We start from the raw sequence: 19,738 nt of genomic DNA, 5'->3' as shown, positions 1-19,738 counted from the left end.
GCAACCAACCGCGCAGGGACCAGGATGAATAATTCTTACTGCTGATGGTAAGCGTGGCCTTCGCCATGGGCGTCATCCCTTATTCCGGCGGCTTGGTGTATCCCTTTGGATCATAAGGATTCCTGGCCTGCCTCTGCGGTCATACGCGGTGCCGGCCTGTAGCCATCGCTGGGGGCGATGGCGTTCGGCCTCGCATTATTATCTCGCAGTGCAACAAAAATTGCACTAGCCTTTTATCGTTCCGGTTGGGCTTTCACATTTATGTGGGGCGGATCGGAAAAGATGTCGCCAGCAGCATGGGTCGCCCCGCGCATGATGTATTATGCCTATCAAGCCTATTCCGATCTGATGGAGCCTGTGCGGGCTGCGGCACGCCTGACCCAAGGCATGTTGCAGAATTCGCCCGGCCCGCTCGGCGACATGATGGCCTTCCGGCATCTGGCGGCGGGCTGCGAGATGCTGACCCGGGCCACGCTGACACACCATCGCCCGCCTTATGGCATTGATCGGGTCAAGCTGGGCAAGCGCGAGGTGGGCATCATCGAAGAGGCGACGCTGGTGACGCCATTCGGCACGCTGCTGCGCTTCAAGAAGGATGTTGAGGTGACGCAGCCACGCGTGCTGGTAGTGGCGCCGCTTTCCGGCCACTACGCCACCTTGCTGCGTGGCACGGTGGAAACGCTGTTGCCGGAGCACGATGTCTATATCACCGATTGGCATAATGCCCGCGATGTCAGCATCGCGCATGGCCGTTTCGGCTTTGACGAATATGTCGATCACGTCATCCGTTTTCTCGAAACCCTCGGCCCGGGGGCGCATGTGGTGGCGGTGTGCCAGCCCTGCGTGCAGGTGCTGACGGCGGTGGCGCTGATGGCCGAGAATGGCAACAAGGCGCAGCCGCGCAGCATGACATTGATGGCCGGGCCGATTGATTGCCGCGTCAATCCCACCGAAGTGAACAACCTGGCCACCGGCAAGCCGATTGAATGGTTTGAGAAGAATCTGCTGGATGTGGTGCCGCAGCGTTTTGCCGGTGCCGGCCGCAAGGTATATCCCGGCTTTGTACAGCTCACGGCCTTCATGTCGATGAACATGGAGCGCCATATCAAGGCGCATATGGAGCTATACGAAAATCTCGCCGCCGGCGAGAGCGAGAAGGCGGAAGCAACCAAAACCTTTTACGACGAGTATTTTGCCGTGCTCGACCTGCCGGCGGAATTCTATATTGAAACCGTGCAGCGCGTGTTTCAGGAATATCATCTGGCCGAAGGCCGGCTGGTGGTGCATGGTCAGAAGGTCAATCCGCGCGCCATCCGCCGCACCGCTCTGCTCACCGTGGAAGGTGAGAAGGATGATATCTGCTCAGTGGGCCAGACCCTGGCGGCACATGATCTGTGCACCGGCCTGAAGCCGTATTTGCGCAAACACCATTTGCAGCCCGGCGTGGGCCATTATGGCGTGTTCAACGGCCGGCGCTGGAACAGCCAGATTTATCCGCTGGTGCGCAACCTGATCCTGGCCCACGATTAGTATTCGTATTTAGATAATCGAGCGTTTCTGCATCAGGACATCAAGCCGCTGCTTGAGGATTTGCAGCGATACCGGCTTGACGATATAGCCATCGGCTTGCAGCTTCTTGGCGGTCAGCACGGTTTCCTGCTGCTTGTCGGCGGTCAGGAAAATCACCGGTGTGTCGGCCAGCACGGCATTGCTCAGGCCGCGCAGCTTGGCCAGAAAACCCAGGCCATCCAGCGGCTGCATATGCACATCGCACAGCACCAGCAAAGGCTTGGTGCGCACCAGCTCCTTGAAGCCGGCTTCGCCATCGGCGGCCTCGTTGATCAGGCGGAAGCCAAGCTGGCGCAGCAGGCCGCAGATCATCTGCCGGGTGAAATCCTCATCCTCGATCACCAGGATGCGGATTTTGGCCAAAAGGGATTCGCTCATCGTTTCGGTCCAATCGTCAGCTACGCAATATCAGGGGCAGGGTGTTGTTCAATTCGCGCCAGGTCTCAGGCAGCAATTCGGCTATCAGCGCGGCGGTATCACTGTCATTGGCATCGCAGGCATCTTGCAGATCGGATGCCAGATCGCCCAACCGCAGGCAGCCCATCGAACGGCCCGAGCCTTTCAGCATATGGGCGGCAAAACGCGCCGCTGCCAGATCGTTGCTTTGCATCGCCGCGGTCACAGCGGCCACCTTGCCCTCGGCATCAGCAACAAAACTTTTCAGGAAACCCTTGGCGCTGTCATCCAGGCTGCCAAACATCTCGCATAGCGGCGCCGGATCAAAAATATCCGGATCCCATGTCTCAGCCGGCGCAGCAGCCTGGGCAGCAGCAGGCGCAGTCGGCGGCTGCAACGCTACGGCACTGGCCGGCACCCGCAGCGGCAGTGCCTGCGGCAGCCAATGGGTCAGCATGTCGCCCAGCGCGCGGCTGTTGATCGGCTTGGTCAGATACCCATCCATGCCGGCATCCAGGCATTGCTGCTCGGTGCCGGTGAGGGCATCGGCGGTCAATGCCACGATTGGCAGCCTTGGCGCATCTGCGGCCTCGCTCTGGCGGATCGCGGCGGTCAGCTCAAAACCATCCATTTCCGGCATGTGAAAATCGGTCAGCAGCAGGCCATAGCCGCTGTTGTTGCGATAAAGCGCCAGCGCTGCTGCGCCATGATCGGCAATTTCGCAGGCAAAACCCATGCGGCCCAGCATTTGCCGGATCACCATCTGATTGGTGGCGTTGTCCTCCGCCACCAGGATCAGTGCATTGCTGGCGCGGGCGGTTTCCAGCGATGGCGGCGCCCAGGCCATATCCTCGCGGAAGGCACCCTCGGCGGTCTCGGCATCGGCCAGGCCCAGCGCCATCGCGGCCGCCCGCCACAGGCCATGGCGGCTCAGTGGATAGGTCAGCGCCAGGGTGAAATGGGCACGCGCGGCGGCATCCAGGGTGGAAACCAGGCTGCGCGGCGCCAGCAGGCCGTAGCGCAAGGCCGGGGCGCCATCGGCTGCCGCCCGCGCCGGCAGTTCCAGGGCATGGCCACCATCAATCCGCGCATCCACCAGCACCAGATCAAGACCCCCTTTGGCCAGCCGGGCGCGGGCATTGGCGATGCTGGGCATCAGTTCAATCTGATCAATGCCGGCAGCGCGCAGATAAAGTGCCGCCAGGCGCGATTGCTCCGGCGGCAGGCCGGCCAGCAACACGCGGCAGGCCGCGATATCATGGCGCGGCTGTGGCGGCGCTGCATTCTCGGCTGCCGGCAGCGGCAATTCAAACCAGAAAACCGAACCCTGGCCTGATTGGCTGCTGGCGCCGATGCGGCCGCCCATCAATTCGCAGAGCCGCTGGCAGATCGACAGGCCAAGCCCGGTACCGCCATATTTGCGCGCCGTGGAACTATCGGCCTGCTGGAAGGGCTGAAACAGCTTGGCCTGCTGTTCCTCGGTCAAGCCGATGCCGCTATCCTGCACTTCAAAGCGCAGCCAGCCGGCACCATATTCGGCTTCCGGCAAGGCCATAATACGCAATGTAACGCCGCCTTCATGGGTGAATTTCACCGCATTGCCGCCCAGATTGAGCAGCACCTGGCGCAGGCGTGTCGGGTCGCCCAGGCGCTGGTCCGGCAAAGCCGGATCAACCTCGATCACCAGGTCCAGCATCTTGTCGTCAATGCGCGGCGCCAGCAATTCGCCCACGCCATCGGCCAGGTCGCCGAGCGAGAAGGGCACGCTTTCAATATCCAGCTTGCCGGCCTCGATCTTGGAAAAATCCAGGATGTCGTTGATCACGGTCAGCAGCGCCAGCGCCGATTCACGGATCACTTTCGACATGCGGCGCTGTTCGCCATCCAGCGGCGTCAGTTCCAGCATTTCCGCCATGCTCATCACGCCATTCATCGGCGTGCGGATTTCATGGCTCATGGTCGCCAGGAAATTCGACTTCGCCTTGGTGGCATCTTCTGCCACCTGCCGCGCCTGGCGTGACTCGGCTTCCGCCGCGGCCAGCGCCACGGATTTCTCACGCAGCTTCACGGTGTAGAAGGCGCCCAGGACCAGCAATGCCAGCGCCGCCAGGGCCAGCACCATATTGCGCCGCAGCCTGGCGCTGGCATCGCGGATCACGCCGGATTCCGGCAGGCCGACATAACTGACAAAGGGTGAACCGGGGATTTCCGAGCGGCTCAGTGCGCCGATCAGCAGGCCGCGCGGAGTTTCAATCAGGGCGGTTTCCACGCCCTGGCGCAGCGCATCATACAACGCGGTGGCATCATTATCGCCCAGATCAGCCACGCCGCCGGAGCGCACCTTGGCCACTTCGCGATGGCGCCGCATCAGCGCGGTATGGCCCAGCACTTCGCCGTCGCGGCTGGCGATAAAAACCGTGCCGCCGATGCGTTTTGATTCCGCATCCATCAGCCGGGCCATGTCGCTCAATTCGATATCCACGCCGATCACGGCGCGTAATTGGCCGGCGGCATCGCTGACCGGCACGGCATAGGTGATGCCAAGATTACCGGATGTTGCAAAGGTGTAGGGCTTGGTCCAGATCGGCTGGGCGCGTTCCACCGCGCCGACATACCACGGCCGGCTGCGTGGATCGTAGCTCGGCGCCGGCTGTTCCGAGCGCAGATAGCCGCGCCCCTCAGCATCGGGCAGCAGGAATTCGTTGCGCATGATCTGCTCGCCGGCTGCATCGCGCACCAGTTCGCGCAGCAGGATATTGCGCTTGGCGGTCAGGTCAAACCCGACAAAGGCGGAATCAAGCGGCGAGAAAGCCTGCACCGCGTAGAAGGAACCATCCGGCAGCCCGACATAAACACCATTGAGGAAACTGTTGCGCCGCATCAGCGCATCGGCCATCGGCATGAACAGCGCCAGGAAGGCTTCGCGGTCGGGCACTTCGCGCGCCAGGTCGCGGATGAAATTGGTGGTGATCAGCAGGCCTTCGAAGCGGCGGTCGGTTTGTTGCCGCACGGCGCCGGCGGAATCGGCAGCATCGGTCAGGCCGCCTTGCAGCAGCAGGTCGCGCTGTTCGTTATAGAGGTGCAGAATACCGGCCGAAAAACTCAGGCCGATAACGGCGATGGCCAGAACCAGTTTGGCGATGGATGGCAACGACCGCATCGGCGCATATCTTTCGGTTGAATAGCGGCGCTACTATGAGCGTGATCGGGTTTTATTGCGACCCGTGATAGTAGCGCTTTTTACAATAAACGCGCCCGGTAATATTTGCCGCCACCCGGCCAGAACTGCCGCCTCCGGTTGCAGGATTCGTTTGCCGACTGGTGTTTTTCATGGTTAACTGCTTGATGTCGGTGTGGTCAGGCCCGTGTCTGTTGCCAATTAATTGGCGGTTTCCCGGGCCAGCACAATATCACCCGACCCCGACAGGATGTTGGGAGTTTCGTATCTCCATACTTGGCACAGGGCTTGCGGTACTGGTGCTGCGGAGATGTATCTCAGAATGAGAGGATGTTTATTGTGCCAGTGGTGATCACCCTCGGTGATGGCGGCAACACGGAGACCTACGGCAAGGTGGACAGCCTTGTCAGTGGCGCCGGCGCTGATTCCATCACGATCACCTCGCCGGCGGCGGGCGCCACCATTGATCTGGGCGGCGGGCAGGACAGCCTGGTGCTGCAAGGCAATGGCAATACGCTCACGGTCAAGAATATCGAAAGCATCACCGGCGGCAGCGGCAGTGACACGCTCACGCTCGGCACCGGCCTGTCTGGCGGCCGCATTGATCTCGGTACCGGCAATGACAAGCTCACCCTCAGCAACAGCGGCAACAGCATCACGCTGCTGAATGTCGAAACCATTCTAGGCGGCATTGGCGCCGATAACCTGACGCTGGATCAGGCGCTGTCGCGTGGCAGCGTCACGCTCGGCGAGGGCGCCGACAAGCTGACCCTGGCCAATGGCACCAACACCATCACGGTCAGCGGCGTGGACACCCTGACCGGCGGCAGCGGCGCCGATAGCATCACTGCCAGCAGCAAGATCATCAATGGGCAGGTCGACCTCGGCGCCGGCAATGACAGTTTCGCCCTGGCGGCGGGCGGCAATATTGTCAGCATCGCTAATGTTGAAATCATCACCGGCAATTCGGGCGTTGATGTTGTCACGCTCACCGACAGCCTGTCCGGCGGCAAGGTGGATCTTGGCGCCGGCATTGACAGCCTCAAGCTGGGCAATGGCGGCAACAGCGGCACAGTGCAGAATGTTGAGCAGATCACTGGCGGCAGCGGCGCCGATCTGCTCACCGTATCGGGCACCGGCAGCATCGATCTTGGCGCCGGCAGTGATAGCGTCACCACGCTGGATACTGGCGCCACGCTCACCATCGCCAATGTGGAGACTGTGCAGGGTGGTGCCGGCACTGACAAGATCACCTTCAGCCAGGCGCTGAATGGCAGCCAGAGCATCAATCTCGGCGCCGGCAATGACAGCGTTGCGCTCAGCAACAATGCCGGCAACAGCGCCACCATCACGGCGGCCGAAACCATCACCGGCAGCCTGGGCGCCGACACCATCACGCTGGGCGATGCGCAAAGCCGCGGCAGCGTCAATCTGGGCGGCGGCAACGACAAGCTGACCCTGGCTGATGGCGGCAACACGCTGACCGTCAGCAATACTGAAACCATCCAGGGCGGCAGCGGCGCCGATACGGTGTCGCTCGGCTCGGCCACCCCTTCCGGCAAGATCGATCTGGGCGCTGGCGCCGATACGCTCAAGCTCACCGTCGCCAATAATGTGCTGACTGTGGCCAATGTTGAAACCGTGACCGGCTCTGCCGGCGTGGATAATGTCACCCTCACCACCGATCTGAATGGCGGCAAGGTTGATCTGGGCGCCGGCAACGACACGCTGAAACTGGCCGATGGCGGCAATAACGGCAGCGTGGTCAATGTTGAAACCGTGACCGGCGGCAGCGGTGCCGATACGCTCAGCATGAGCGGCAATTTCAAGGCCGATCTTGGCGCCGGGGCCGATAGTGTCACCCTGATCAGTGCCAGCAGCGCTACGCTGGGCAATGTTGAAACCATCCAGGGTTCGGCCGGCACCGATATTGTCAGCCTCAGCACCACATTGGGCGCCGGCAGCAAGATTGATCTTGGCGCCGGGGCCGACAAGCTGGTGCTGGTCAATGGCGCCAACAGCGCCACAATTTCGAATGTTGAAACCATCACCGGCGGCGTTGGCGCCGATCAGATCACGCTGGGCGAAGCGGCCAGCCGCGCCAATGTTGATCTGGGCGCCGGCAACGACACGCTGAAGCTGGCCGATGGCGCCAACACGCTCACTGTGGGCAATGTTGAAACCATCACCGGCGGCAGCGGCGCCGATACGGTCAGCATCAGCAGCAAGCTGAGCAATGCCAGTATCGATCTGGGCGCCGGCAGTGACACATTGAAACTTGCCGGCGCTGGCAACAGCCTCACCGCCAGCAATGTTGAAACCCTGACCGGCAGCAGCAGCGTTGATAACGTCACGCTGGGCAGCACCATCAGCGGCGGCAAGGTTGATCTTGCGGGCGGCAATGACACGCTGAAATTGGCCGATGGTAGCAACAGCCTCAGCGTGGCCGGGGTTGAAACCCTCACGGGCGGCAGCGGCAACGATAGCGTCACGCTTTCGGCGGTAGCCAAGGCCAGCATTGATCTCGGCGGCGGCCAGGATTCGCTCACCCTGGCCAATGGCGCCAACAGCATCACCATCGCCAGTATCGAAACCCTGACCGGCGGCACCGGCAATGATGTGGTGATCGTCAATTCAGCGATTGCCAGCAGCGCCGTGATCGATCTGGGCGGCGGCATGGACAAGCTGACGCTGCAAAATGGCGGCGCGCTGACCCTGAGCGGGGTTGAAACCGTTGTCACCGGTGCCACCGATGATGCCATCACGCTGGCCAGCGCCGTCACCAAGGGCAGTGTTGATCTGGTTGGCGGCGCCGACAAGCTGACTTTGGCGGCCGGCGACAATTCCTTCCTGGTGGCCGGGGTGGAAACCCTGATCGGCAATAGCGGCGCCGATGCCATCACCTATGCCACCAATGCGCCATCGGCCCAGGTCGATCTCGGCGCCGGTGCGGATAAAATCATTTTCGGGCGCGGCGATAACAGCTTCACCATCGCCAATGTGGAAACCATCACCGGCAATATCGGCAACGATACGGTGGTGCTGACCGACACCAACACCAGCCGCATCGATCTCAGCACCGGCAAGGACAAGCTGGTGCTGGCCAATGGCAATAACAGCATGACCATTGGCGGGGTGGAAACCCTGCTGGCCGGCAGCGGCAACGACGATCTGACCATGACCGGCGCGGTCAGCGGCGGCAGCTACGATCTCGGCGCCGGCAATGACAAGCTGGTGCTGGCGCTGGGCAATAACAGCCTGACGGTCAGCAATGCCGAAACCATCCTGGCAGCCGGCGGCAATGATACGGTGACGCTGGGTCAGGCCGTTACCGGCGTGACCATTGATCTGGGCGCGGCCGGCGACAAGCTGGTGCTGGCCAATGGCGGCAACACGCTGACTTTGGGCAATATCGAAACCCTGATCGGCGGCAGCGGCAGCGATCTCATCACGCTCAGCACCAATCTGGCGCGCGGCAGCATCGACCTCGGTGCCGGCGCCGACAAGCTGGTGCTGGCCGATGGCACGCAGCTCCTGACCATCGGCAATGTCGAAACCCTGATCGGCGGCAGCGGCGATGATACCGTGGTGTTCACCACCGGGGTCAGCGGCCAGGTTGATCTCGGCCTTGGCAATGACAAGCTGACGCTGGGCAATGGCGGCAACACGCTCACCGTCAGCGGCATTGAAACCCTGACCGGCGGCAGCGGCAACGATAGTGTTGTTTTGGGCGGCGCGCTGGCCGCTGGCCGCATTGATCTCGGCCTTGGTCAGGATAAGCTGGTGCTGGCTAACGGCACCAACAATATCACGCTGGGCGGCGTTGAAACCCTGATTGCCGGCAGCGGTGATGACAGCATCACCCTGATCAGCGCCATCGGCACGGCCGGCAGTGTCGATCTCGGTGCTGGCGCCGACAAGCTGGTGCTGGCCTCCGGTGTCAACACCGTAACGCTGACCAATGTGGAAACCATCGTGGGCGCCAGCGGCGCCGATACCGTAACGCTGGGCAGCACAATCAGCGGCAATATCGATCTGGGTGCCGGCAATGACAGCCTGAAACTGGCGCATGGCGGCAACACGGTTACGCTGACCAATGTTGAAACCGTGCTGGGCGGCAGCGGCGACGATCTGATCACGCTGACCGGCGGCATCGCCAAGGGCAGTGTTGACCTGGGCGCCGGCAGTGACAGCCTGGCGCTCGGCGCGGGCGCCAATGTGCTCACCATCAGCGGCGTTGAAACCCTGACCGGCAATAGCGGCAACGACAATATCACGCTTACCGATGCGCTGACCGGCAGTGTTGATCTGGGCGGCGGCAATGATCGGCTGGCGCTGGCCAATGGCGGCAACACGGTTACGCTGGCGAATATCGAAACCGTGTTTTCCGGCAGCGGCAATGACGATGTGACGCTCACCACCGCCGGCACCAGGATGGTGGCTGATCTCGGCCTGGGCCGCGATTCCCTGGCCCTGGCCGATGGCGGCAATGTGATCAGCATCGCCAATGCCGAAACCGTGCTGGGCGGTACTGGCGCCGATAGTGTGACGCTGCAAAGCGCGGTCAGCAGCAGCGGCTCGGTTGATCTGGGCGCCGGGGCCGACAAGCTGGTGCTGTTTGCCGGCACCAACCAGTTCACCATCGCCAATGTGGAAACCCTGGTTGGCGGCAGCGCCAATGACAGCATCACCCTGGCCACCGCCGCCACGGCAATGGATATTGAACTCGGCAATGGCAGCGACAGCCTGAAACTGGCCGATGGCGGCAATACGCTGACCTTGGGCAATATCGAAACCGTGCTGGGTGGCAGCGGCGACGACCTGATCAGCATGAATGCCGCAATTGGCAAGGGCAGTGTTGATCTGGGCGCTGGCGCCAATACGCTGGTGCTGGGCAATGGCAGCAACACACTGTTGATTGCCAATGTGGAAAGCATCACCGGCAATGCCGGCGCCGATGCCCTGACCCTGACCACGGCATTGACGGCCGGCCAGATTGATCTGAATGGCGGCAATGACAAGCTGACCCTGGCCGATGGCGGCAACACGCTGACAGCGGCCAATGTGGAAACCATCACCGGCAGCTTCGGCGCCGATAGCGTGACATTGACCACAGCGCAGACCCGGCTGCAAGTGACCCTGGGTGGCGGCGCCGATAGTCTGGTGCTGGCCGATGGCGGCAATAACGTTACCCTGGCCGATATCGAAACCGTAACCGGCGGCAATGGTGCCGACAGCCTGAAATTCACCATGGCGCAGATTGGTCAGGTTGACCTTGGGGCCGGCGACGACCGCATTCTGCTGGCGAATGGCGATAATGCGCTGACGCTTGGCAATGTTGAAACCGTCACCGGCGGCACCGGCACAGACGATATTGTGCTGACCACGGCGGTGACCAATGGCAGTTTTTCATTAGGCACCGGGGTGGATACACTCACTCTGGCGAATGGCAGCAATATCCTCACCATTGCCGGCGTTGAAACGCTGCATGGTGGCGCCGGGCAGGATGTCGTCACTTTGGGCGCCGGCGGCAACAACATCACGCTCAGCAATGTCGAAACGCTGACCGGCGGCAGCGGCGCCGATCTGGTTGCCCTGGCCAATACCTATGACGGGCTGATCGATCTGGGCGCCGGCAGTGATCGCCTCACCCTGGCCGATGGCGGCAACAGCATCACGCTGACCAATGCCGAATCAGTGGTGGGCGGCACGGGCGCAGACACCATCACACTCACCGGCACGCTGGCGGCGGGCAATATCGATCTCAATGGCGGCAATGACAGCCTGACCCTGGCCAATGGCGGCAACACCATCACCGTGGCCGAGGTTGAAACCCTGCTCGGCGGCACCGGGGTGGACAAGATCACGCTGCTCAGCGCCCTGGGCAGCAATGCCGTTATTGATCTCTGGGATGGCGCCGATACGCTGGTGCTGGCCGGTGCCGATAATACCGTGACCTTGAGCAATGTTGAAACCATCACCGGCAGCGGCGGCAGCGACACGATCACGCTGGATACACTGCTGGATAATGGCTCGGTGTCGCTGGGTGCCGGCAGCGATGCGCTCACCCTGGCCGATGGCGCCAACAGCCTGACCGTGAATTACATTGAAACCATCATCGGCGGCAGCGGCGATGATGAAGTCACCTATGGCACCGCCGCCGCCAGCGGACGGATTGATCTGGGCGATGGCAATGACAGCATCACCTTGTCGGCGGCTGGCGGCACGTTGCAGGTCTTCAATGTTGAAACCCTCACCGGCGGCAGCGGCGCCGATCTCATCACGCTGGGCGGCAGCCTGGCGGCGGGCGCGGTGCTGGATCTCGGTGCCGGCAATGATAGCCTCACCCTGGCCGACAGCGCCAACAGCCTGACCCTGGCCAATATCGAAACCCTGGTTGGCGGCGCGCTCAACGACGAAATCACGCTCTCGGCCACAGCCAGCAATGTCAGCATCGATCTGGGCCTTGGCAATGATGTGCTGGTGCTGGCCGATGGCGCCAACCGGCTCACCGCCAGCAATGTTGAAAGCATCACCGGCGGCACCGGCAATGACAGTGTGATCCTGGGCGCCGCCTATACCGATCTGGTGGTTGACCTGGGCGATGGCAGCGACAGCTTGGTGCTGGGCGATTTTGGCGGCAATGCCACCATCGCCAATGTGGAAAGCCTGGCAGGCGGCATCGGCGATGATGCCATCACGCTGCTTTACACACTCACTGGCGCGGCGATTGATCTGGGCAGCGGCAGCAACAGCCTGGTGCTGGCCGATGGCGATAACAGCCTGACCGCTTCCGGCTTGGCCTTGCTCACCGGCGGCAGCGGCAATGATGCGGTTGTGCTGGGCAATGCCAGTGCCGCCATTACCGTGGGCGGCATCGAAACCCTCACCGGCAGTGCCGGCAATGATGCCGTCACCCTGGTGGATACCGGCAGCACCATCACGCTGGGTAATATCGAAACCCTGGTTGGCGGCACCGGCAGCGATATCGTCACCCTGGCCGATGGCGGCAATGCCATCACGCTGAGCGGTGTTGAAACCCTGCTTGGCGGCAGCGGCAATGATGCGGTCACGCTGGCCGCGCCGCTCGATCCGGGCGCACAGCTTGATCTCGGCGCCGGCAATGACAGCCTGGCTCTCGCCAGCGGCAGCAACATGCTCACCGTCACCAATGTTGAGACCGTGACCGGCGGCGATGGCGACGATTGGATCACCCTGGCCGATGGCGGCACCAGCATCACCATGAGCGCGGTGGGCACATTGGTGGGCGGCAGCGGCAACGATGCCGTGACCCTGACCGGCGCCATGACCGGCGAGATCGACCTGGGTGCCGGCAGCGACACGCTGAAACTGGGCGATGGCGGCAGCAGCGTCACCATCTCGGGCGCCGAAACCATCACCGGCGGCAGCGGCGCCGATTTGATCACCGTGGGCGGCACGCAGGCAGTGTGGATCGCGGCCGGCGATGGCAATGACAGTATCAATGGCAGCATCGGCGCCGATACTTTGGCCGGCGGCTCCGGCAACAATTCGATCACCGGCGGCAGCGGCAATGATCGCTTTGTGTTTGACAGCGCCGCTGGCAATACCACGATCCTGGATATGAGCGCGGGCGACAAGATCGCCTTCGACACCAACAATAACAGCACCATGGCCGGCAATGCCTTTGTGCTGGCGGATATCCTGGTGGACAACGTGAATATCAAGCTGGTGACGGATGAACTGGCGCGCACTGCCACGTCGCTGGGCGAAGGCGGCTTTGTCTATCAGCAGGATACGGGCGAGCTTTATTACGAGGCCAATGGCGATTTCTTCAGCGGCAGCGTGTCGCTGATCGGCACCGTCACCACCGACGGCACCACGCCCTGGACCTACGATTTCAGCGCCTTCCGCGAACTCTGATCAGAAACTGTAGGCCAGCACAAACTGGCCGAGCCAGGTGGTGCGGCCCACGGCTTCGTTGTTGCCGGCATTATTGGCCCGCGCCGATTGCTCCTGCCCCGCAGCCGGTTTGCCGAAAGCCGCCAATGCGGTCAGGCTCAGGCCGTCAAGCGGCGTTTGCCATTGCGCATAAATATCAACTTCGTCCATCAGCCGCTTCGAGCTGGCGCCGGTCGGCGTCACGTCAAAATCATGCCGGTAGTAGATTGCGCCCACAGTCAGCGCCGTATCGGGCTGCATTGATAGATGCAGCATCTGGCTGCGCAGGTTGCTGTTGCCGCCGACATAGCGGGCATAGATTTCGCCCTGATCCCAACTGCCCAGGCCGCGTGGGCCGCCGCCGCTGAACAGCGCATCCCATGAGCGGTCGGTATTGTCGCCGGTATTGTCATCGCCGCTGAACCGGCTGAAGCGATAGGCCAGCTTGGGCTGCCAGGGCAAAGCGGCTGCCGTGTATTGCGGCTCAATATACCAGGCGCGTGCCCGCACCTTGGTGTTGCTGCTGTCATTGCGCTGCACGGCATATTCGCCATAAAGGCCAAAATCCGGCAGGGCCGGCAGGCTGCCGCCCAGGCGCAGGGCATAAACCTGCAAGCCATCACGGTTAGCGCCGGCCTGATTGCCGGCAACGCTGCGGTCCGCATCATAAAGATGCAGCCAGGTGGCGCCGAGATACCAGGCGCGTTCGGCATACTCGCTGCGGCCATGATCTTTATGCGCCGAACCGAACCATTCCAGATTGGCGCCATACAGGCTGGTGGCGGGCGAGTCATTGCCCAGCATGCGCTTCTGATCCACCCGGCCGGCCAGATGAAACAGATCGGCACGCACCGGGTCGGTATTCAGCCGCAGGATGGCAGTGCGTTCAAACGCGGCGCGCGGCCCCATCACATAGGCGGCGCGGCGCCAGCCCTCGGCGGTGCCGTCCACCAGCAGGAAACCATCACCGATGCTGAAACCCTGGTTGCCAAGCGACAGATCAACCGCATCCTCGCCCCAGCTTGGCAGGGTCAGGCCAGAGCGCCAGCCGATATAGGCATCTTCCAGCGCCAGATGATCCGGTTGCCGCGCGGTGCCGGCGGTGGCCTGCGCCTCGCCATTGCCGCGCGTGAAACTGGCAATGGCAGACAGGCCGGCATAAAGGCTGCTATCGCCAAGCGGCTGTTCCAGCCCCAGGCCGGGCTTGGCAAATCCTTCAAACCAGCTGCGTTTGCCGCCGCGTTCGCCGGACGGACTGTTGCTGGCGCCGCCGAATTGCGGATTGGCAACGGAGAAGCCGCCAAAGCCGGCATCCAAAGTCAGGCTCAGTTTTGCACTGCCCAGATCGACGCTGAGGCCGTTTTTCTCATGCGCGTCATCCTCTGCCCAGGCGGCAGGCGGCAGCAACAGCAGGGCGGCAAGGGCAAATCGGACAGCGGGGCGGGGCATGCGGGGCGAATCCTTGGCAACGGATAGTGTAAATTGCCAAGCTTTCGCCCCGCATGCAAAGCCGAGCAGGGCCGGGTTGTCAGAAAGTAACCGCCAGCCCCAGCAGCAGCTCGCGGCCCCGGATCGGGGCGCTATTCTTCAACAGTGACACATGGTTGCGGCCGGCCATATCCGTCAGGTTGCGGCCCTTCAATTGCAGCAGCAGGCCGGGAGTGTCGGCAAAGGGGCGATAGCTGGCCGAGGCGTTGAGCAAAGTATAGCCGCTGGTGGCGGTTTCATTGGCGCCAGTGCGGTCCTGTTCCAGGCGGCTCACCATCTCAACCCGCAGGCTGACATCCTGGGCCTCGGCATTGAAGCCGGCACGCAGGCCAAGCGGCGGGATCAGCGGCAGCGGGCGGCCGTTGCCACGATCCTGGGCGCGCACATAATCCAAGCCGCCATCCAGGCTCAGATTGAAACCCGCCAGTTGCATGAAGCGCCAGGCGGCCTCGATCTCAACACCGCGAAAATCGGCATCGGTCTGGCTGTAGCGCAATTCATTGAGGCCGGCCTGCTGCGCCCCGGTGAAAGCGCCATAGATGAAATCATTATAGCGTGTGGCAAACAGGTTGAAGGCGCCGGTCACATCGCCGGCATTGCGGCGCAGCGACCATTCGGCATGCCAAGCTTGTTCCTTGCCCAGTGCCGCATTGCCGATCTCAAAGGATTGGGTGGCGATATGCGAGCCGTTGGAAAACAATTCCTCGGCGCTTGGCGCGCGTTCGGTGCGCGAGAGTGACAGGCCGGTGGAGTAGGTGTTGTTGAAGCGGTAGGTGGCGCTGGCCGACAGGCTGCCGCTGGTGAAATCACGCTGCTGCGCCTGCGCCGGCACCTCGATCTTCTGGTATTCCAACCGGCCGCCCAGCGCGAATTGCCATGGCCCTAACTCATAACGCTCCAATGCAAACAGCGCATGATTATCGGTCACATTCTGCGGCAGGAAGGCTTCCGCGCCCAGAGCCGTGAAGTCACGCCGGTTGCTTTGCACACCCAGCACACCTTCCAGGCCGCCAAGAGTATGCAGGGCTTCCAGGCGGCCTTCCCAGCTATCGCTGTTGAAGCGGGTGCCGATCTCGGCGCTGGGTTCTATTTCGTCATGCTTGTAATCGGCATAGCCGAATTTGCCACGGATTTCGCTGACATTGGACAGCGGATCGTAGATGCCGAATTTGCCGTCCAGCCGGGTCTGCCGCATGGCGATATGCACCGGATCGGCGCCCGGCACGCCGTAGTAACTGTGGAAGCGCGAAACCGCCAGGCCGGCATGACCGGCATCGCCAAACCAGGCCGCGCCGAGGGCGCCATTGCGGCTGCGCATGGCGCTGTTATCCACCCTGCCGGTGGCGGCGCGGTAATCCTCGGCATTCAGCAGGCCGCCCTCGGCATGCAGCGCGATATTCGGGCCGATAGCGGTATCCACGGCGGCAAAAGCATCATGGTCGCTGCGGCCCAGGCTGTTTTGCAGCCGAGCCTGGCCGGCCAGGCCATCCTTCGGCATGGCGTCCGGAATCCGGCCATCAATCACATTCACCACGCCGCCGATGGCTGAACTGCCATAAAGCAGCGTGGCCGGCCCGCGCAAAACCTCGATACGCCGGGCGCTGCCCATCGGTGCCACCACGGCATGATCCGGGCTGAGGCCGGAAGCATCAAACGTATCCAGGCCATTTTGCAGCACGCGCACACGTGGCCCGCCCTGGCCGCGGATCACCGGCCGGCTGGCGCCCGGGCCGAAGCCGGTGGCAGCCAGGCCGGGGGTGTTGTCCAAGGTCTCGCCCAAAGTGGCGGCACGCTGCCGCTCCAGCCGCTGGCCCTCCAGCACGGTGCTGCCTTCCACCAAGTCGTCGGTATTGGTTGGCAGCGGGGCACTCACCACCACAGGCGGCAATGCGGTTTGTGCCAGGGCCGGGGCAGCCAGAAGGGCGACCAGCAGCGGTGTGGCAAGCAGGGGGGCGGCAAGCAACTTGCGGGGGGAGGGGGTCATGGTTGGCCTCGAGAGTTATAATATAACATAACGATATATTATAACATTATGAGGGCTGGCAAGGGCTGGCGCCGCAACAAGGCTTGCCCCTGACCGGGGGGTCCACTAGAACCTGTGATCATCCTATCCAGCCAAGGAGTTCGCCCATGCGCCCGAGCGGCCGCACCCCCGATCAATTGCGGCCTGTCCGGCTGGAACCGGGTTTTGCCAAATATGCCGAAGGCTCCTGCCTGGTGAAATTCGGTGAAACCCATGTGCTCTGCGCCGCCACGGTGGAAGAACGTGTGCCGCCCTTCCTGCGTAATACCGGCCGTGGCTGGGTGACGGCGGAATACGGCATGCTGCCGCGTTCCACCCATAGCCGCACCGAGCGCGAGGCGGCCAAGGGCAAACAATCCGGTCGCACCCAGGAAATCCAGCGCCTGGTGGGCCGCAGCTTGCGCGCCGTCACCAAGCTGGATGGCTTCGGCGAGCGCCAGATCCGGCTGGATTGCGATGTGTTGCAGGCCGATGGCGGCACCCGCACGGCGGCCATCACCGGCAGCTGGGTGGCGCTGTATCTGGCTTTTGACAAGCTGGTCAAGGCCGGGGCGATCCCGGCGATCCCGCTCACCGGCCAGGTGGCGGCGGTAAGCTGCGGTCTGGTGCAGGGCGTGCCGGTGCTGGATGTGGATTACATCGAGGATAGCGGCGCCGAGGCCGATGCCAATTTTGTGCTGACCGATACCGGCAATATCGTCGAAATCCAGGGCACCGCTGAAAAGCAGGCTTTCCCGGAAGATATGTTCCTGTCGATGCTGCGGCTGGCCAAGAAGGGCGTTGGCGAATTGCTGGTGTTGCAGCGCCAGGCGATTGGCAAGTAACCATGGCGCGGCGTTTCCAGGGCGGCCGGCTGGTGATTGCCAGCCATAACAAGGGCAAGCTGCGCGAAATCGCTGACCTGCTGGCGCCCTTTCATGTTGAAACCGTTTCGGCCGGCGCGCTTGGCCTGCCAGAGCCGGAAGAAACCGGCAGCACCTTCATCGCCAATGCGGAATTGAAGGCGCTGGCCTCGGCCACCGGCGCCAATCTGCCGGCTTTGGCCGATGATTCCGGCATGAGCGTGGATTGCCTGGGCGGCGATCCCGGGATCTATTCGGCGCGCTGGGCCGGGCCGGAAAAGGATTTTGCCCTGGCGATGCGCAAAGTGTGGGATGCCGTGCAGGCTACTGGCATCAGCGGCACGGTGAAGGCGCAGTTTGTCTGTGCGCTCAGCCTGGCCTGGCCGGATGGGCATGTGGAAACTTTCCAGGGTATCCTGCCCGGCCGTCTGGTCTGGCCGCCGCGTGGCGACAAGGGCTTTGGTTACGATCCGATGTTCATCGCCGATGGCCAGGATTTGAGTTTCGGCGAAATGGAGCCGGCGGCCAAACATGCCATCAGCCATCGCGCCATGGCTTTCCGCCACTTGATCGATGCCTGTTTCGGCTGACACTTTGGTTATTCCCCGGCGCGGCTTCGGCCTTTATGTGCATTGGCCGTTCTGTGTTTCGAAATGCCCGTATTGCGATTTCAATTCGCATGTGCGCCAGCAGGTGGATGCGGCGCAATGGCGCGTTGCGTTGTTGCGTGAACTGGCAAGCTATGCCGAGGCTGGCTTCGGCCAGGGCGAAAAGCTCACTTCGGTGTTTTTCGGCGGCGGCACACCATCCTTGATGCCGCCTGAAACCGTGGCCGCCCTGCTGGCGGAAGCTGAGCGGCTTTGGGGCTTTGCCCCGGATATCGAGATCACGCTGGAAGCCAATCCGAATTCCGCCGAAGCCGCGAAATTCGCCGGCTTTGCGGCTGCCGGGGTCAATCGCCTGTCGATCGGCGTGCAGAGTTTTGATGCCGATGTGCTGCGTTTTCTCGGCCGCGCCCATGATGCCGGCGAGGCGCGCCGCGCCATCCTGGCGGCGCGGGCTGCCGTGCCGCGGTATTCCTTTGACCTGATCTACGCCCGGCCGGAACAGACCGCCACGGCCTGGCGCGATGAGCTTGGCGCGGCGCTTGAACTGGCCGGCGATCATCTGTCGCTCTATACCCTGACCATCGAGCCGAATACCGGCTTTGCCGGCGCCGTGGCGCGCGGCGCATTGCTGCCGATGCCGGCGGACGAGCAGGCGGCGCTCTATGATCTGACGCAGGATGTGATGCAGGCTGCCGGCCTGCCGGCCTATGAGATTTCCAATCATGCCCGGCCCGCCCAGCATGGTAGGCTTGGCGGCGAAAGCCGGCATAATCTGGTTTACTGGCGCAGCGGCAGCTATATCGGCATCGGCCCGGGCGCGCATGGCCGCTGCCAGGATGGCGATGGCGCCTGGTTTGCCACCCAGGCGCGGCGCAAGCCGGAAGCCTGGCTGGAGCAGGTGGCGGCCACCGGCCATGGCCGCGAGGCGATGCTGCCGGTGCCACTGCATGAGCGGGCCGAGGAAGCGCTGATGATGGGCTTGCGGCTTACGGAAGGCATCTACGACGCCAATCTGCGCGCCGCCTGCGGCCTGGGGCTGGATGATCTGGTGCCGCCGGCACGCAGCCAGCCGCTGGAACAGGCCGGGCTGCTGCGGCGCGATGCAGCGCGGCTGGTGGCGACAGCCGAGGGCCGCGCGGTGCTGGATGGCCTGCTGGCGCGGTTGCTGGCATGAGCGACATCATTGTGACACCCGATATTGAGACGGGCCGCGCCGGCTGGCTGGACCATGATGGCTGGCGCGTGCGCTGTGCTTTGGGCAAGGGCGGCTGCAAGCCGGCAGCGGATAAACGCGAGGGCGATGGCGCCACGCCGCTGGGGCGCTGGCCGTTGCGGCTGGCCTTCATCCGGCAGGACCGCGTGCCGCCGCCGCGTTGCGCCCTGCCGCTGGTGCCGCTGGATACCGGCATGGGCTGGTGCGACGATCCGGCCGATCCGGCCTATAACCGCCCGGTGCGGCTGCCATTTGCCGCCAGCCATGAAAAACTGTGGCGCGAGGATCATGTCTACGACCTGATCGTGGTGCTGGGGCATAATGACGATCCGCCGGTGCCGGGCCTGGGCAGCGCGATTTTCCTGCATGTGGCGCGGCCGGATTTCAGCCCCACGGAAGGCTGCGTGGCGCTGGCCTTGCCCGATCTGCTGACCCTGCTGGGCCGCATCGAAGCCGATACCGCCCTGATTATTGCGTCGCAATAGAATTTCTGTTGCGTCG

10 protein-coding genes are annotated in these 19,738 nt (G+C 62.9%); 6 read left to right on the top strand and 4 right to left on the bottom strand.

What is annotated here, in order from left to right:
* The first annotated feature begins 282 nt into the window (after positions 1-282).
* On the top strand, positions 283-1,530 hold the full coding sequence (gene phaZ, locus KBB36_RS11570; RefSeq protein WP_366933185.1) for a polyhydroxyalkanoate depolymerase: 1,248 nt from the start codon (positions 283-285) through the stop codon (positions 1,528-1,530).
* A 9-nt stretch (positions 1,531-1,539) separates the two neighbouring features.
* Here phaZ and KBB36_RS11565 read toward each other — a convergent pair whose 3' ends face one another.
* Entirely contained in the window at positions 1,540-1,947 is a 408-nt protein-coding gene (locus KBB36_RS11565) for a response regulator (protein ID WP_290980526.1), read from the bottom strand.
* A 16-nt stretch (positions 1,948-1,963) separates the two neighbouring features.
* Positions 1,964-5,125, bottom strand: coding sequence for an ATP-binding protein (locus KBB36_RS11560; protein WP_290980523.1), 3,162 nt, complete (start codon positions 5,123-5,125; stop codon positions 1,964-1,966).
* Between the two features lie 348 nt (positions 5,126-5,473).
* Here KBB36_RS11560 and KBB36_RS11555 point away from each other — a divergent pair, with 348 nt between their 5' ends.
* Complete coding sequence (locus tag KBB36_RS11555; protein ID WP_290980521.1) at positions 5,474-13,045, top strand: calcium-binding protein; 7,572 nt, start codon at positions 5,474-5,476, stop codon at positions 13,043-13,045.
* Here the strand turns inward: KBB36_RS11555 and KBB36_RS11550 are convergent, their stop codons facing one another.
* The gene (locus KBB36_RS11550; RefSeq protein ID WP_290980518.1) at positions 13,046-14,512 is read right to left on the bottom strand and encodes an alginate export family protein; all 1,467 of its coding nucleotides are present in this window, start codon (positions 14,510-14,512) and stop codon (positions 13,046-13,048) included.
* 79 nt (positions 14,513-14,591) lie between these two features.
* A complete protein-coding gene (locus KBB36_RS11545) occupies positions 14,592-16,535 on the bottom strand; it encodes a TonB-dependent receptor (protein WP_290980515.1) in 1,944 nt (647 codons plus the stop codon).
* A gap of 146 nt (positions 16,536-16,681) precedes the next feature.
* Between KBB36_RS11545 and rph the strand changes: the two genes are divergently transcribed.
* From rph to KBB36_RS11525, 4 genes are read left to right on the top strand one after another with little or no spacing between them, the layout of a single operon-like run.
* Entirely contained in the window at positions 16,682-17,398 is a 717-nt protein-coding gene (rph, locus tag KBB36_RS11540) for a ribonuclease PH (protein WP_290980512.1), read from the top strand.
* A gap of 2 nt (positions 17,399-17,400) precedes the next feature.
* On the top strand, positions 17,401-18,006 hold the full coding sequence (rdgB, locus tag KBB36_RS11535; protein WP_290980510.1) for an RdgB/HAM1 family non-canonical purine NTP pyrophosphatase: 606 nt from the start codon (positions 17,401-17,403) through the stop codon (positions 18,004-18,006).
* Positions 17,990-19,198 carry a radical SAM family heme chaperone HemW gene (hemW, locus tag KBB36_RS11530; RefSeq protein ID WP_290980507.1) on the top strand — a complete coding sequence of 403 codons (1,209 nt, stop codon included), beginning with the start codon at positions 17,990-17,992 and terminating at the stop codon, positions 19,196-19,198. The genes rdgB and hemW overlap by 17 nt, the downstream gene beginning before the upstream one ends.
* The gene (locus KBB36_RS11525; protein ID WP_290980504.1) at positions 19,195-19,722 is read left to right on the top strand and encodes a L,D-transpeptidase family protein; all 528 of its coding nucleotides are present in this window, start codon (positions 19,195-19,197) and stop codon (positions 19,720-19,722) included. Before hemW ends, KBB36_RS11525 begins: the two co-directional genes overlap by 4 nt.
* Positions 19,723-19,738: the final 16 nt, after the last annotated feature.

This window comes from Ferrovibrio sp., from assembly GCF_017994015.1.
Taxonomy (GTDB): domain Bacteria; phylum Pseudomonadota; class Alphaproteobacteria; order Ferrovibrionales; family Ferrovibrionaceae; genus Ferrovibrio.
The sequence above is the reverse complement of the archived record's forward strand: the minus strand, read 5'-3'. Positions and strand labels throughout refer to the sequence as shown.

Bases quoted from the DNA above. Each gene is read 5' to 3' on its own strand.
- rph (WP_290980512.1), top strand. From the start codon at position 16,682: ATGCGCCCGAGCGGCCGCACCCCCGATCAATTGCGGCCTGTCCGGCTG.
- KBB36_RS11550 (WP_290980518.1), bottom strand. From the start codon at position 14,512: ATGCCCCGCCCCGCTGTCCGATTTGCCCTTGCCGCCCTGCTGTTGCTG.
- KBB36_RS11545 (WP_290980515.1), bottom strand. From the start codon at position 16,535: ATGACCCCCTCCCCCCGCAAGTTGCTTGCCGCCCCCCTGCTTGCCACA.
- KBB36_RS11565 (WP_290980526.1), bottom strand. From the start codon at position 1,947: ATGAGCGAATCCCTTTTGGCCAAAATCCGCATCCTGGTGATCGAGGAT.
- rdgB (WP_290980510.1), top strand. From the start codon at position 17,401: ATGGCGCGGCGTTTCCAGGGCGGCCGGCTGGTGATTGCCAGCCATAAC.
- KBB36_RS11525 (WP_290980504.1), top strand. From the start codon at position 19,195: ATGAGCGACATCATTGTGACACCCGATATTGAGACGGGCCGCGCCGGC.
- hemW (WP_290980507.1), top strand. From the start codon at position 17,990: ATGCCTGTTTCGGCTGACACTTTGGTTATTCCCCGGCGCGGCTTCGGC.
- KBB36_RS11560 (WP_290980523.1), bottom strand. From the start codon at position 5,125: ATGCGGTCGTTGCCATCCATCGCCAAACTGGTTCTGGCCATCGCCGTT.
- KBB36_RS11555 (WP_290980521.1), top strand. From the start codon at position 5,474: ATGTTTATTGTGCCAGTGGTGATCACCCTCGGTGATGGCGGCAACACG.
- phaZ (WP_366933185.1), top strand. From the start codon at position 283: ATGTCGCCAGCAGCATGGGTCGCCCCGCGCATGATGTATTATGCCTAT.